This window comes from Streptomyces sp. JLSY215 (genome assembly GCF_059682825.1).
The window spans coordinates 6526485-6541915 of sequence record NZ_CM185022.1; the positions used below are offsets into that span (position 1 = coordinate 6526485).

Here is a 15431-nt window from a genome sequence, read left to right on the forward strand (position 1 = left end):
TGGGGTCTGTAGGGTCGGAGCAGGTCCAGCCCGGTGGGGGCGGCCTTCACGTAAGACAATGGGGCCATGGCACGCGGCAAGCTACGGATATATCTCGGCGCGGCACCGGGCGTCGGCAAGACGTACGCGATGCTGTCCGAGGCGCACCGGCGCATGGAGCGCGGTACGGATGTCGTGGTGGGCTTCGTCGAGCACCATGGCCGCCCGCGTACCGAGGTGATGCTGCACGGGCTCGAGCACATCGCGCGCCGGGAGCTGGAGTACCGCGGTACGTCCTTCACCGAAATGGACGTGGACGCGGTACTGGAACGGCGGCCGGCCGTGGCACTGGTCGACGAGCTGGCGCACACCAACATCCCCGGATCGCGCAACGGCAAGCGCTGGCAGGACATCGAGGAGCTGCTGGAAGCCGGGATCAATGTGATCTCGACCGTCAACATCCAGCATCTCGAATCGCTCGGTGACGTCGTCGAGTCGATAACGGGCGTGCGTCAGCAGGAGACCGTTCCCGACGAAGTCGTCCGCCGCGCCGACCAGATCGAACTGGTCGACATGTCGCCACAGGCGCTCCGCCGCCGGATGGCGCACGGCAACATCTACCAGTCCGACAAGGTCGACGCCGCCCTGTCCAACTACTTCCGGCCGGGCAATCTCACCGCGCTGCGCGAGCTGGCGCTGCTGTGGGTCGCCGACCGGGTGGACGAATATCTGCAGGAGTACCGCGCGGAGCACTCGATCCGCTCCACCTGGCAGGCGCGCGAGCGCATTGTCGTCGGGCTGACCGGCGGCCCCGAGGGCCGTACGCTGATCCGCCGCGCGGCCCGCATGGCGGCGAAGGGCTCGGGCAGCGAGGTGCTCGCCGTCTACATCGCCCGCAGCGACGGGCTGACGTCGGCCTCGCCCAAGGAACTCGCCGTCCAGCGCACGCTGGTGGAGGACCTGGGCGGTACGTTCCATCACGTCATCGGGGACGACATCCCGCTCGCCCTGCTGGAGTTCGCGCGCGGTGTGAACGCCACGCAGATCGTCCTCGGGTCGAGTCGCCGCAAGGCCTGGCAGTACGTCTTCGGGCCGGGTGTGGGGGCCACGGTCGCCCGCGACTCGGGACCCGACCTCGACGTGCACATCGTGACGCACGACGAGGTGGCCAAGGGCCGGGGGCTGCCGGTGGCGCGCGGGGCGCGGCTGGGCCGGGCCCGGATCGTGGCCGCCTGGCTGGTCGGCGTGGCCGGTCCGGCACTGCTCTCGCTGCTGCTCACCGGCCTCACGAACGGCCCCGGGCTGGCCAACGACGTCCTGCTCTTCCTCTTCCTGACCGTCGTCGCGGCGCTGCTCGGCGGGCAGCTGCCGGCGCTGGCGTCGGCCGCGGTCGGCTCGCTGCTGCTGAACTTCTACTTCACGCCGCCCACCCACACCCTCACGGTCAGTGACCCGAAGAACATCGTCGCCATCGTGATCTTCTTCGCGGTGGCGGTGTCGGTCGCCTCCGTCGTGGACCTCGCCGCCCGCCGCACCCACCAGGCCGCCCGGCTGCGCGCCGAGTCGGAGATCCTCTCCTTCCTGGCGGGCAGCGTGCTGCGCGGCGAGACGGCCCTGGACGCCCTGCTGGAGCGGGTACGCGAGACCTTCGGCATGGACACGGTGGTACTGCTGGAGCGGGCCGGCGACGTCGACCCGTGGACGTGTGCGGGCCGCGCCGGCGACTCCCGGGACGGCGAGCCGCTGCTGCGCCCCGAGGACGCCGATGTCGACATGCCGGTGGGCGACCACATGGCGCTGGCGCTGACCGGCCGGGTGCTGCCCGCGGAGGACCGGCGGGTACTGGCCGCGTTCGCCGCCCAGGCCGCCGTCGTACTGGACCGGCAGCGGCTGGTGGGCGAGGCCGAGCGGGCCCGCGAGCTGGCCGAGGGCAACCGGATCAGGACGGCGCTGCTGGCCGCGGTCAGCCACGATCTGCGGACCCCGCTCGCGAGCATCAAGGCATCCGTGACGTCCCTGCGCTCCGACGACGTCGCCTGGTCCCCGGAGGATGAGGCGGAGCTGCTGGCGGGCATCGAGGCGGGCGCCGACCGGCTCGACCACCTGGTCGGCAACCTGCTGGACATGTCACGGCTGCAGACCGGCACGGTCACCCCGCTGATCCGCGAGATCGACCTCGACGAGGTGGTCCCGATGGCGCTCGGCGGCGTACCGGAGGGCAGCGTCACCCTCGACATCCCCGAGGAGCTGCCGATCGTCGCCGTCGACCCGGGGCTGCTGGAACGATCCGTCGCCAATCTCGTCGAGAACGCCGTGAAATACAGCCCGGACGGTGCGGCGGTGCTGGTCTCGGCCAGCGCGCTCGGCGACCGGGTGGAACTGCGGATCGCCGACCGCGGGCCGGGCGTCCCCGACAGTGCCAAGGACCGGATCTTCGAGCCCTTCCAGCGTTACGGGGACGCCCCGCGCGGCGCAGGAGTGGGGCTCGGCCTCGCCGTGGCCCGCGGCTTCGCGGAGGCGATGGGCGGCACGCTCGCCGCCGAGGACACCCCGGGAGGCGGTATGACCATGGTGCTGACCCTGCAGGCCGCGGCCGGCCGACCCCCGGTCCGCCCCGATCTTCCGGCCGAGGCCATCACATGAGCACGGCCGTCCGGACCACCCCCACCACTTCCCCCGCGGGCACGGCCCGACGGGGACCGAGAGACCGTAACCAAAGGGGAGAACGCCAGTGAACCGGGTGCTTGTGGTCGATGACGAGCCGCAGATCGTCCGCGCCCTCGTGATCAATCTGAAGGCGCGCAAGTACGAGGTGGACGCGGCCCCCGACGGGGCCACCGCCCTCAAGCTCGCCGCAGCCCGCCACCCCGACGTCATCGTCCTCGACCTCGGGCTGCCCGATATGGACGGCGTCGAGGTGATCAAGGGGCTGCGCGGCTGGACGCGGGTGCCGATCCTGGTGCTCTCCGCCCGGCAGACCTCGGACGAGAAGGTCGAGGCGCTGGACGCGGGGGCGGACGACTACGTCACCAAACCGTTCGGCATGGACGAGCTGCTGGCCCGGCTGCGGGCCGCGGTCCGCCGGGCTGAGCCCACCGGGCCGGCCGAGGACGAGGTGATCGTCGAGACGGACGGCTTCACCGTCGACCTCGCCGCGAAGAAGGTCAACCGCGGCGGCCGCGACATCCGCCTCACCCCCACCGAGTGGCACCTGCTGGAGGTCCTGGTCCGCAACCAGGGCCGCCTGGTCAGCCAGAAGCAGCTGCTCCAGGAGGTGTGGGGCCCCTCGTACGGCACCGAGACCAACTATCTGCGGGTCTACATGGCCCAGCTCCGCCGCAAGCTGGAGAGGGACCCCTCGCACCCGCGGCACTTCATCACGGAGCCGGGGATGGGGTACCGGTTCGAGCAGTGAGGAGCGGGGGCGGGCCGGGGGTCCGGGGGTTGTCCCCGGGGGATGCGGCATCACGGAGCCGGGGATGGGGTACCGGTTCGAGCAGTGAGGAGCGGGGGCGGGCCGGGGGTCCGCCGTTGCCGGGCGCCGCAGCACGGCGCCACGAGGTTGCCGAGCGGCTCGTGATCCGCGGTGGGGGCCACCGGTACGCTGGGGTTATGAGTGCTGGGACCCGATCCGAGAAGCCGGCCGGACGCTTCCGCCGGATGCTCGACAGGCTGTCGTCCTCCGAGGAGGAGCTGCAGAGTGCCGAGCTGCAGCAGGACACGGAGGCGACGGGGTGTACGCGCATCTGTGACTGCGACGACCGCCAGATAGTCAAGGTCACCGGCACCCTGCGGCATGTCACGCTGCGGCCCCGCGCCGGTGTGCCCGCGCTGGAGGCGGAGCTGTTCGACGGCTCCGCGGCCCTCGACGTGGTGTGGCTCGGCCGCCGCTCCATCGTCGGGATAGAGCCGGGCCGTAAGCTCATCGCCTGGGGCCGGGTCTCCATGAGTCACGGACGCCGAGTGCTCTTCAACCCGAAGTACGAACTCCGACCGCTCGGACAGGAGTAGCCGGTGACGTCTCACGACCGACCGACCACCGACCGACCGACCACCGACCCCGCTGCCGGCGCCGCCCCGGACGCCGACGCCAGGGCGGTGACCGAGAAGGCGCTCTTCGAGGCCTTCGGCGGCATCCGCGGCACGGTGGAGACCGTTCTCCCCGGCCTGCTGTTCGTCGCGATCTTCACGGTCAACAAGGACCTGCACATCTCGGCGATCGCCGCGCTGGCCGTCGCCCTGGTGCTCACCGCCGTACGTCTGGTCCGCCGGGACACAGTCAAGCACGCCTTCAGCGGCGTCTTCGGGGTGGCCTTCGGCGTGGTCTTCGCGATGATGACCGGCAACGCCAAGAACTTCTATCTGCCGGGCATGCTCTACACCCTCGGGCTGGCCCTCGCCTATATCGTCACCACGCTCGCGGGCGTCCCCCTGATCGGGCTGATCCTGGGCCCGGTGTTCAAGGAGAACCTCTCCTGGCGCACCCGCAACCCGGGCCGCAAGAAGGCCTACGCCAAGGCCAGCTGGGCCTGGGGACTGATCCTGCTCGCCAAGTGCGCGATCCTCTTCCCGCTGTACTGGTGGGGCGACACCGAGCACCTCGGCTGGGTGCTGGTGGCGCTGAAGCTGCCGCCGTTCCTGGCTGCGGTCTGGCTCACCTGGGTCTTCCTGACGAAGGCGCCGCCGCCGATCGACGTCTTCGCCGAGATGGAGGCGGAGGAGGAGCGCGAGAAGGCCGAGAAGGCGGAGCGCGAGGCCGCGAAGGAGCGCCAGATCCTGGGGGCGGTCGCCGACGACGTCTTCCAGGGCTTCGCGGACGAGGCCGCCGCGGAGGCCGCCGAGCGCCCGCAGGGGCCGCGCCACCGCCGCTGAGGCACCACCGAAACGCCGGGGCCCGGGAACCGCTTGGTTCCCGGGCCCCGGCGTGTGTCCGGCGCTGCTAGGCGTCCGTCCGCCGCACCGACAGCAGATCCTCCAGCTGCTCCTCGCGCGACTGGGCGGCCACGAACAGCAGCTCGTCGCCCGCCTCCAGGGCGTCCTCCTTGTTGGGGGTGAGCACCCGCGTACCGCGGATGATCGTCACCAGGGAGGTGTCCTCGGGCCACTCCACATCGCCGACCCGGGTCCCGGCCAGTGCGGCCTCCGGGGGCAGGGTGAGCTCGACGAGGTTGGCGTCGCCGTGGCTGAAGCGCAGCAGCCGCACGAGATCGCCGACGCTCACCGCCTCCTCGACCAGGGCCGACATCAGGCGCGGCGTGGAGACCGCGACATCGACGCCCCAGGACTCGTTGAAGAGCCACTCGTTCTTGGGGTTGTTGACCCGGGCGACGACCCGGGGCACGCCGTACTCGGTCTTGGCGAGCAGCGAGACGACGAGGTTGACCTTGTCGTCGCCGGTCGCCGCGATGACGACGTTGCAGCGCTGCAGCGCCGCCTCGTCGAGCGAGGTGATCTCGCAGGCGTCGGCCAGCAGCCACTCCGCAAGCGGCACCCGCTCGACCGAGATGGCGGTCGGCGCCTTGTCGATGAGCAGGATTTCGTGGCCGTTCTCCAGCAGCTCACCGGCGATGGAACGGCCCACCGCGCCGGCCCCCGCGATCGCGACCCTCATGCGTGCGCCTCCTCGGGCCCCGTGGCGAATGCCGCCTCGACCTTCTCGACCTCGTCGGTGCGCATCATGACGTGCACCAGATCGCCTTCCTGCAGCACCGTCTGCGAGGTCGGCAGCATCGCCTCACCCAGCCGGGTGAGGAAGGCGACGCGGACGCCGGTCTCCTCCTGCAGCTTGCTGATCTTGTGGCCGACCCAGGCCGGGGAGGTGTGCACCTCGGCGAGCTGGACGCCGCCGCTGGGGTCGCGCCACATCGGCTCGGCGCCCGAGGGCAGCAGCCGGCGCAGCATCTGGTCGGCCGTCCAGCGGACGGTGGCGACGGTGGGGATGCCCAGGCGCTGGTAGACCTCGGCGCGGCGCGGGTCGTAGATGCGGGCCGCGACATTCTCGACGCCGAACATCTCGCGGGCCACCCGGGCGGCGATGATGTTGGAGTTGTCGCCGCTGGAGACGGCGGCGAAGGCGCCCGCCTCCTCGATGCCGGCCTCGCGCAGGGTGTCCTGGTCGAAGCCGACGCCGGTCACCCGGCGGCCGCCGAAGGTGGAGCCCAGGCGACGGAAGGCGGTCGGGTCCTGGTCGACCACCGCGATCGTGTGCCCCTGGCTCTCCAGGGTCTGCGCGAGCGCGGAGCCCACGCGACCGCACCCCATGATGACGATGTGCATGCTGATTACCCCGTGCCCTGAATTAGCGCGCTGACCTGCCCAAACACCCTGCTCAACTCTTTCTTCTCCGAGTGCCGGCGACACGCGGCCACTGCTCGCGGTCGCGAAGCTACGGCTCGCGACCGGGACCTCGTGCGCGTCAACGGGCGCGTTGGGCGCAGCGCGGTCCGGTACAACCGTAGCCGTAATGCCGTCCCCGGTAAGGGGCGCGGTAGGCCCCGGCCGGATGCGGTGCCGGGTGGGCGGTGCGCCGGCAATGCGCGCCGGGCTGCGCCGCTCGGTACCCGTAAGGCACGCTACGAGGTGTGCCCAACCTGCCTCAGCAGCCCCAACAGGGCTCCTACGCCCCTCACATGGTGGTCTGTGGTGACGATGCGCTAGCGCACCGGCTCGCCGCGGAACTCAAGGACGTCTATCGCGAACGGGTGACACTCGTGGTCCCCTCCGCCCGGGAGCCGCACCGGCCCCGGATTCCGCCGCCGGCCCGCGCGCTCGGCCGGGCCACGGCGCTGCTCGGGAGGGTGTCGGCGGTGGTGGCGCGTACCCCGGTGCCGGCGAACGACCCGGCGCCGGCCGCCGGGGCGGACGACGGCGACGAGACGGCGGAGGAGCCGGTACGGATCCTGGAGGCGGCCGAGGCCGACGACGCCGTGCTGACGGCGGCGGGCATCGCCGAGGCGGGCGCGCTGGCGCTGGTCTACGACGACGACGAGCTCAACATCCACGCCGCGCTGCGCGCCCGCCGCCTCAACCCCCGGCTGCGGCTGGTGATCCGGCTCTACAACCGGAAACTGGGCCAGCACCTGGAGGCGCTGCTCGACCAGGCGGCGACGGTCACCTCCCCGGGCGGCGCGGACGTGGGCGGCACCGACGCCTCCACGACCGTGCTGTCCGACGCCGACACGGTCGCCCCGGCGCTGGCCGCCACCGCGGTCGCCGGGACAAGCAAGGTCATCGAGGCGGACGGGCTGCTGCTGCGCGCCGTGGAGCGCCCGCCGGCCTCTCCGGGGCGGCCGGCCGACCCGGGGCTGTGCGCCCTCGCGGTGCTCTCCGCGTCGGCCACCGATCCGGCCGCCGTCAACGGCCCGGTGCCGGCGCCCGGTTCGGCGGCCGCCGACGAGGGCCCGGTGCTGCTGCCGGACGACGCGACGGCCGCGGCGGCCGACGGGCGTCAGACCATCGTCCTGGAAACCGTCTCCTATACAGGGCGGACGGTGCGCCCGCGCCTTCTGCGCGGCCGGGGTGCCCCGCTCGCCTCCCTCTTCTCGCGGCGGCTGCGCTGGTCGCTGGCCGGTGTCGTCGGCGCCGTACTCGCGCTGGCCGTCGCCTCCACCCTCGCCACCGGCGAAAAGCCGCTGCACGCCGCTTACCTCACCCTCCTCGATCTCTTCGCCATCGACGACCCGGCGATCGGCGAGTCGACGCCCCGCAAGATCATCCAACTGCTGTCCGGGCTCACCGGGATGCTGCTGCTGCCGGTGCTGGTCGCCGCGGCGTTCGAGGGCCTGGGCACCTTCCGCAGCGCCTCCGCACTGCGCCGTCCGCCGCGCGGGCTGTCCGGGCACGTGGTGCTGCTCGGGCTCGGCAAGGTCGGCACCCGGGTGCTGAACCGGCTGCACGAACTGGGCGTCCCGGTGGTGTGCATCGAGGCCGACCCCGAGGCGCGGGGCATCGCGCTGGCCCGTCGGCTGCGGGTGCCCACCGTCCTGGGGGACGTCACCGACGAGGGCGTCCTGGAGGCCGCGAAGGTCGACCGGGCGCACACCCTGCTCGCGCTGACCAGTGAGGACACCACCAACCTGGAGGCCGCCCTCTACGCCCGCTCGGTCAAGCCCCGGCTGCGGGTGACGCTGCGGCTGTTCGACGACCGGTTCGCCACCGTCGTCTACCGCACCCTGCGCGCCGCCCACCCGCATGCGCTGACCCGCAGCCGCAGCACCTCCTTTCTGGCGGCGCCCGCCTTCGCCGGCGCGATGATGGGCCGCCAGATCCTGGGCGCGATTCCGGTCGAGCGCCGGGTGGTGCTGGTGGCCCGCGTCGAGGTGCGCGGCCATGCCGCCCTGGAGGGCCGTACGGTCGCAGACGTGCTGCGGCCGGGGCGGCTGCGGGTGCTGGCCGTGGACACCTCCGCGCCCGCCGAGGCGCAGCCGGACGCCGTCCCGGGCGCGTCGAAGCCGGCCGCGGAGCGCGAGCCGGCGCACCTGGTCCACGAACTGGGCGACGGATACGTCCTGCGGCCCCAGGACCGGGTGCTGCTGGCCGCCACCCGGGAGGGGCTCGGCGATCTGCTGGCCCGGCGGCCGCGCCCCGCCGACGCCGCCCGGCGCGGCTGAACACGGCGGCCGTCCCGGACCGGGGCCGACAGCGCCCACCCCGGACCGGGGACCGGGGCCGGTACCGCCCACCCCGGACACGGGACGATTCCGGCTATCCGGGCACACGGCCGAGAGGGCTGATAGGGCCGATACAGGCCACCCAGGAGCCGCCGTGACGAAAACCACGCACATCACCCACATCAGGGGTCTCGTGGGTGATATGTGCCCGTGACGTGCGGGTTATGTGCGGGCGCCGCGTTCCCCAGGGCAGCCACGCAGGTCAGGTGTGGCGCAGCGCACTTTGTGGCGGCCACCCGCGCGGGTGGTGGGTGGGCATGGGCCTTGACGACCCCTTAGCATCCTCTCCGTGTCCAAACTGACCGACGTGCCCAAACGGATCCTGATCGGGCGCGCACTGCGCAGCGACAAGCTCGGGGAGACCCTGCTCCCCAAGCGCATCGCACTCCCCGTCTTCGCCTCCGACCCGCTCTCCTCCGTGGCGTACGCGCCGGGCGAGGTGCTGCTCGTCCTGTCCGTCGCGGGTGTCAGTGCGTACAGCTTCAGCCCCTGGATCGCGGTCGCGGTCGTGGTGCTGATGTTCACCGTCGTGGCGTCGTACCGGCAGAACGTGCACGCCTACCCGAGCGGCGGCGGCGACTACGAGGTCGCCACCACCAACCTCGGCCCCAAGGCCGGTCTGACCGTCGCCAGCGCCCTGCTGGTCGACTACGTCCTGACCGTGGCGGTCTCGATCTCCTCCGGAATCGAGAACCTGGGCTCCGCGATCCCGTTCGTCGTCGAGCACAAGACACTCTGCGCGATCGTCGTCATCGTCCTGCTCACCCTGATGAACCTGCGCGGGGTCAAGGAGTCGGGCAAGCTCTTCGCGATCCCCACCTACATCTTCGTGGCCGGCGTCTTCATCATGATCGCCTGGGGCGCCGTCCGCGGCCTGGTCCTGGGCGACAGCATGAAGGCCCCCACCGCCGACTACACGATCCACGCGGAACAGGGCGGCCTGGCCGGCTTCGCGCTGATCTTCCTCCTCCTGCGCGCCTTCTCCTCCGGCTGTGCCGCGCTGACCGGCGTCGAGGCGATCTCCAACGGCGTCCCGGCCTTCCGCAAGCCGAAGTCCAAGAACGCCGCCACCACGCTGGCCCTCATGGGCGGCCTCGCCGTCACCATGTTCTGCGGCATCATCGCGCTGGCCATGACGACCGGCGTCAAGATGGCGGAGACCCCCGCCAAGGACCTGCTGGACCACGGCAGGCCGGTCGGCTCCGGCTACACCCAGAACCCGGTGATCTCCCAGGTCGCCGAGGCGGTCTTCGGCAACGGCTCGTTCCTCTTCATCGTCCTCGCCGCCGCGACCGCCCTGGTCCTCTTCCTGGCCGCGAACACCGCATACAACGGCTTCCCGCTGCTCGGCTCGATCCTCGCCCAGGACCGCTATCTGCCGCGTCAGCTGCACACCCGCGGCGACCGCCTGGCCTTCTCCAACGGCATCGTCCTGCTGGCCGGCGCCGCCGCCGTCCTCACCTACCTCTACGGCGCGGACTCCACCCGCCTCATCCAGCTCTACATCGTCGGCGTCTTCGTCTCCTTCACGCTCAGCCAGATCGGCATGGTCCGCCACTGGAACCGCCACCTGCTGACCGAGAAGGACCCGGCCAAGCGCCGCCGCATGCAGCGCTCGCGCGCCATCAACGCCTTCGGCGCCAGCCTCACCGGCCTCGTCCTCCTCGTCGTCCTGCTGACCAAGTTCACCCACGGCGCCTGGGTGGCCCTGCTCGGCATGGTCATCTTCTTCGTCACGATGAGCGCGATCCGCCGCCACTACGACCGGGTCGCCGACGAGATCGCCGCCGAGGACACCGCGGACGACGAGGTCGTACGCCCCTCCCGCGTGCACTCCATCGTGCTGGTCTCCAAGGTCCACAAGCCCACCCTGCGCGCCCTGAACTACGCCAAGCTGATGCGCTCCGACACCCTCGAAGCCGTCAGCGTGGACGTGGACCAGGCCGACACCAAGGCCCTGCGCGAGGAGTGGGAGCGCCGCGGCATCGAGGTCCCCCTCAAGGTCCTGGCCTCCCCCTACCGCGAGATCACCCGCCCGTTCATCGACTACGTCAAGTCGCTGCGCCGGGAGAGCCCGCGCGACGCCGTCTCCGTCTTCATCCCCGAGTACGTCGTCGGCCACTGGTACGAACACCTCCTCCACAACCAGAGCGCGCTGCGCCTCAAGGGCCGCCTCCTGTTCACCCCCGGCGTCATGGTCACCTCCGTGCCCTGGCAGCTGGACTCCTCCGAGGCCGCCAAGCTGCGGGCCCGCAAGCGCGCCGAGTGGAGCGCTCCCGGTGCGGTACGGCGCGGCCCGGTCGCCGCCCAGCCGAAGAAGGAGAAGGCGGCCGTCAAGAAGGAGCGGGTCGCCGAGAAGTAGGGCGCACCGCGCAACGGGACGTAAACTTGACGGCTGGCCTCCCGCCCGGAGGCCGGCCGTCACCGTTTTCTCGCCCCGCACCCCAGGAGCCCTCCCCGCCATGCAGACAGAACCGAAGAAGTCGCTGGTCGGCGAGGAGTACGAGGTCGAGGTCGGCCCGGTCGCCCATGGCGGTCACTGCGTCGCCCGTACGGAAGAGGGCCAGGTCCTCTTCGTACGCCACACCCTCCCCGGCGAGCGCGTCACCGCCCGCGTCACCCACGGCGAAGAAGGCGACCGCTTCCTGCGCGCCGACGCCGTGACGATCCACGTCGCCGCGAAGGACCGCGTCGAGGCCCCCTGCCCGTTCTCCGGCCCCGGCAAATGCGGCGGCTGCGACTGGCAGCACGCCGCCCCCGGTGCCCAGCGCCGACTGAAGGGCTCGGTCATCGCCGAACAGCTGGCGCGGCTGGCCGGCCTCTCGCCCGAGGACGCCCGCTGGGACGGCACGGTCGAGCCCGCCCCCGGCGACAAGGTCGCCAAGGGCGAGGTACCGGCCTGGCGCACCCGCGTCCAGTACGCGGTGGACGCCGACGGCCACGCGGGCCTGCGCAAGCACCGCTCGCACGACATCGAGCCGGTCAGCCACTGCATGATCGCCGCCCCGGGCGTCTCCGAGCTGGGCATCGAGAAGCGCGAGTGGCCCACCATCGCCACCATCGAGGCGATCGCCGCCACCGGCTCGAACGACCGCCAGGTCATCCTCACCCCCAAGCCCGGCGGCCGCCTGCCGATCGTCGAACTCGACAAGCCCGTCTCCGTCCTGCGCATCGGCGAAAAGGACGAACAGGTCCACCGCGTCCACGGCCGCCCCTTCGTCCGCGAACGCGCCGCCGACCGCACCTGGCGTGTCGGCAACGGCGGCTTCTGGCAGGTCCACCCGAAGGCCGCCGACCTCCTCGTCGACGCCGTCATGCAGGGCCTGATGCCGAAGAAGGGCGATATGGCCCTCGACCTCTACTGCGGTGTCGGCCTCTTCGCCGGCGCCCTCGCCGAACGCGTCGGCGACAAGGGCGCCGTCCTGGGCATCGAATCCGGCAAGCGCGCCGTCGAGGACGCCCGACACAACCTCCAGGACCTCGACCGGGTACGCATCGAACACGGCAAGGTCGAGGCCGTCCTCCCCCGCACCGGCATCACCGACGTCGATCTGATCGTCCTCGACCCTCCGCGCGCCGGCGCCGGCAAGAAAACCGTCGACCACCTCGCCGCCCTCACCCCCCGCCGCATCGCCTACGTCGCCTGCGACCCGGCCGCCCTCGCCCGCGACCTCAAGTACTTCGGCGAGACGGGGTATGTGCCGCGGCGGATGCGGGCGTTCGATCTGTTTCCGATGACGCATCACGTGGAGTGCGTCGTGATCCTTGAGCGGGCGGCCAAGCGCTCCTGAGCTGGGGCTCTGTGAGCGCGCAGGACGTGCGGTGCGGGTGTTACGGGCCGCATCGTGACGCTTGCGACGCCCGTTCCGATGGTCCGACGGTTCGTCCCCTCGCTGATGGTGCAGGTCACGCGCGGCGGGGCGGAGGTCCGCTCCCCGGGTCTGGCTTCCTGGAAACCAGGCAGAGCACCGTCAGCAGCCGTCGCCGCGGCGAGCACGCCGCAAGCCGCGGCTCGGCCTGGTTCCACGGTCGGTTGGGCGCACGGAGCAACCCTCGGCGTCCGGATTACTGGCACTCAGGTGTCAGGCACCAGGCGTCGGCATCTCCGGCATTGAGGTGTAGCGCGCGCCCTGCCGACCTCTGACCCTATGAGGAACGAACGGCTCTTGATGGAGTCTCAGGCGGTGCCCTGCCCTGCCCTACCCTGGTCTGCCTGCTCCAGCCCTTCCGACGGGCCGCCGAGATCGTCGAGCCGCTGCTGGCTGCCGCCACAGCAGCTGCGCTGGGCGCACCTCCCGGACACCGGCGAAACCCCCGGCGGAGTGGGAGGACAGCGACAGCACAGACGCGCAATGCGTCCACCACAGTCCCCCCACGCAGGAGACCTAACCCTGCGAGCGTGCTGAACCGGGACAGACCATCGGAATGCGCCTGCCTTGTGGGTGGTGCCCCAGTGACCAGGTGCTCCGGCGACCCAGCGGTCCGGGACAGCTCGAACCACCGCGGACGTACCCCCAAGTCGTGCTGCACCCATCGGATCGTGTAAGTTCTTCGAGTTGCCACACGGCCGTAACGGTTCTGCGGCAGCCATCCCGCCGCTTCGCGGCACACCACTACTGCACGGCCCCTCACCGGGAACAATTTCGGCATGCCGAAATTCGGACCGGGACTCGATTATGAGTCACCGAGGAATTCCGCTAAAGTAGTGACCCCGACAGGAAATCGGAACTGAATTCGAACCGGAAGCGGAACGAAATCGGATCTGATACAGTCGGAAAGGCCGAAAAGCGAAAGCGAAGCGGCCGACCCCGCTCCAACAGGGGGCCGGAGACGGAAACGGATCTGGTAAGGTTGGAAACGCGAAGAAGCCGAAAGGCGGAATCGCACCGGCGAAAATCGGAGCCGCAAGGATCTGATAGAGTCGGAAACGCAAGACCGAAGGGAAGCGCCCGGAGAGCCTGGTGAAACAGGCACAAAGGAAGCGTCCGTTCCTTGAGAACTCAACAGCGTGCCAAAAGTCAACGCCAGATATGTTGATACCCCGTCGACCGGAAACATCCGGGAGATGAGGTTCCTTTGAAAGTCCTGCCGACACCTTGTGTGACGGTAGGCAATACACAGCGAGGACGCTGTGAACGAGCAGGCTTATTCCGCCCGCTCGTTCCGCTCAACGCGAGTGTCACCCGATTACGGGTAAACATTCACGGAGAGTTTGATCCTGGCTCAGGACGAACGCTGGCGGCGTGCTTAACACATGCAAGTCGAACGATGAAGCCGCTTCGGTGGTGGATTAGTGGCGAACGGGTGAGTAACACGTGGGCAATCTGCCCTTCACTCTGGGACAAGCCCTGGAAACGGGGTCTAATACCGGATACGACACGGGGTCGCATGACCTCCGTGTGGAAAGCTCCGGCGGTGAAGGATGAGCCCGCGGCCTATCAGCTTGTTGGTGGGGTGATGGCCTACCAAGGCGACGACGGGTAGCCGGCCTGAGAGGGCGACCGGCCACACTGGGACTGAGACACGGCCCAGACTCCTACGGGAGGCAGCAGTGGGGAATATTGCACAATGGGCGAAAGCCTGATGCAGCGACGCCGCGTGAGGGATGACGGCCTTCGGGTTGTAAACCTCTTTCAGCAGGGAAGAAGCGAGAGTGACGGTACCTGCAGAAGAAGCGCCGGCTAACTACGTGCCAGCAGCCGCGGTAATACGTAGGGCGCAAGCGTTGTCCGGAATTATTGGGCGTAAAGAGCTCGTAGGCGGCTTGTCGCGTCGGATGTGAAAGCCCGGGGCTTAACCCCGGGTCTGCATTCGATACGGGCAGGCTAGAGTTCGGTAGGGGAGATCGGAATTCCTGGTGTAGCGGTGAAATGCGCAGATATCAGGAGGAACACCGGTGGCGAAGGCGGATCTCTGGGCCGATACTGACGCTGAGGAGCGAAAGCGTGGGGAGCGAACAGGATTAGATACCCTGGTAGTCCACGCCGTAAACGTTGGGAACTAGGTGTGGGCGACATTCCACGTCGTCCGTGCCGCAGCTAACGCATTAAGTTCCCCGCCTGGGGAGTACGGCCGCAAGGCTAAAACTCAAAGGAATTGACGGGGGCCCGCACAAGCAGCGGAGCATGTGGCTTAATTCGACGCAACGCGAAGAACCTTACCAAGGCTTGACATACACCGGAAAACCCTGGAGACAGGGTCCCCCTTGTGGTCGGTGTACAGGTGGTGCATGGCTGTCGTCAGCTCGTGTCGTGAGATGTTGGGTTAAGTCCCGCAACGAGCGCAACCCTTGTTCTGTGTTGCCAGCATGCCTTTCGGGGTGATGGGGACTCACAGGAGACTGCCGGGGTCAACTCGGAGGAAGGTGGGGACGACGTCAAGTCATCATGCCCCTTATGTCTTGGGCTGCACACGTGCTACAATGGCCGGTACAATGAGCTGCGATACCGCGAGGTGGAGCGAATCTCAAAAAGCCGGTCTCAGTTCGGATTGGGGTCTGCAACTCGACCCCATGAAGTCGGAGTTGCTAGTAATCGCAGATCAGCATTGCTGCGGTGAATACGTTCCCGGGCCTTGTACACACCGCCCGTCACGTCACGAAAGTCGGTAACACCCGAAGCCGGTGGCCCAACCCCTTGTGGGAGGGAATCGTCGAAGGTGGGACTGGCGATTGGGACGAAGTCGTAACAAGGTAGCCGTACCGGAAGGTGCGGCTGGATCACCTCCTTTCTAAGGAGCATCTAGATCCCGTAAGGGATCCAGAGCCACTACGTCGGCAAATGT

9 protein-coding genes and 1 rRNA gene are annotated in these 15431 nt (G+C 69.7%); 8 read left to right on the top strand and 2 right to left on the bottom strand.

The genetic code is table 11. The annotated features are described in order from the left end of the window. Positions 1-66: 66 nt before the first annotated feature. From AC5677_RS29140 to AC5677_RS29155, 4 genes are all read left to right on the top strand, one after another. Entirely contained in the window at positions 67-2622 is a 2556-nt protein-coding gene (locus tag AC5677_RS29140) for a DUF4118 domain-containing protein (RefSeq protein WP_497190867.1), read from the top strand. Between the two features lie 88 nt (positions 2623-2710). Beyond that, positions 2711-3394 (top strand): response regulator, encoded by a 684-nt coding sequence (locus AC5677_RS29145; protein ID WP_403511437.1) that lies wholly within the window; start codon positions 2711-2713, stop codon positions 3392-3394. Positions 3395-3591: 197 nt separating this feature from the next. Then, a complete protein-coding gene (locus tag AC5677_RS29150) occupies positions 3592-3990 on the top strand; it encodes an OB-fold nucleic acid binding domain-containing protein (RefSeq protein ID WP_497190868.1) in 399 nt (132 codons plus the stop codon). Between the two features lie 3 nt (positions 3991-3993). Further along, positions 3994-4851 (top strand): DUF3159 domain-containing protein, encoded by an 858-nt coding sequence (locus tag AC5677_RS29155; RefSeq protein ID WP_497190869.1) that lies wholly within the window; start codon positions 3994-3996, stop codon positions 4849-4851. 67 nt (positions 4852-4918) lie between these two features. On the opposite strand, the gene AC5677_RS29160 is transcribed toward AC5677_RS29155, so the two are convergent. Then, positions 4919-5590, bottom strand: a complete 672-nt coding sequence (locus tag AC5677_RS29160) for a potassium channel family protein (protein ID WP_030062961.1) — start codon at positions 5588-5590, stop codon at positions 4919-4921. After that, a complete protein-coding gene (locus tag AC5677_RS29165) occupies positions 5587-6255 on the bottom strand; it encodes a potassium channel family protein (protein ID WP_403511427.1) in 669 nt (222 codons plus the stop codon). The genes AC5677_RS29160 and AC5677_RS29165 overlap by 4 nt, the downstream gene beginning before the upstream one ends. A gap of 353 nt (positions 6256-6608) precedes the next feature. On the opposite strand from AC5677_RS29165, the gene AC5677_RS29170 reads away from it, so the two are divergent. The 4 genes from AC5677_RS29170 (at position 6609) to AC5677_RS29185 (ending at position 15377) form a co-directional block, all read left to right on the top strand. Beyond that, positions 6609-8588: an NAD-binding protein gene (locus tag AC5677_RS29170; RefSeq protein WP_497196795.1), complete on the top strand. Its 1980-nt coding sequence runs from the start codon at positions 6609-6611 to the stop codon at positions 8586-8588. A 349-nt stretch (positions 8589-8937) separates the two neighbouring features. Beyond that, positions 8938-11010: an APC family permease gene (locus AC5677_RS29175; RefSeq protein ID WP_497190870.1), complete on the top strand. Its 2073-nt coding sequence runs from the start codon at positions 8938-8940 to the stop codon at positions 11008-11010. Between the two features lie 100 nt (positions 11011-11110). Continuing rightward, the gene (locus AC5677_RS29180; protein WP_497190871.1) at positions 11111-12439 is read left to right on the top strand and encodes a class I SAM-dependent RNA methyltransferase; all 1329 of its coding nucleotides are present in this window, start codon (positions 11111-11113) and stop codon (positions 12437-12439) included. A gap of 1409 nt (positions 12440-13848) precedes the next feature. Next, positions 13849-15377: ribosomal RNA gene (locus tag AC5677_RS29185) — 16S ribosomal RNA — on the top strand. The last annotated feature ends 54 nt before the right edge of the window (positions 15378-15431 follow it).

Coding starts and splice junctions, on each gene's coding strand:
- AC5677_RS29140 (WP_497190867.1), top strand. CDS start 67: ATGGCACGCGGCAAGCTACGGATATATCTCGGCGCGGCACCGGGCGTC.
- AC5677_RS29150 (WP_497190868.1), top strand. CDS start 3,592: ATGAGTGCTGGGACCCGATCCGAGAAGCCGGCCGGACGCTTCCGCCGG.
- AC5677_RS29160 (WP_030062961.1), bottom strand. CDS start 5,590: ATGAGGGTCGCGATCGCGGGGGCCGGCGCGGTGGGCCGTTCCATCGCC.
- AC5677_RS29165 (WP_403511427.1), bottom strand. CDS start 6,255: ATGCACATCGTCATCATGGGGTGCGGTCGCGTGGGCTCCGCGCTCGCG.
- AC5677_RS29170 (WP_497196795.1), top strand. CDS start 6,609: ATGGTGGTCTGTGGTGACGATGCGCTAGCGCACCGGCTCGCCGCGGAA.
- AC5677_RS29180 (WP_497190871.1), top strand. CDS start 11,111: ATGCAGACAGAACCGAAGAAGTCGCTGGTCGGCGAGGAGTACGAGGTC.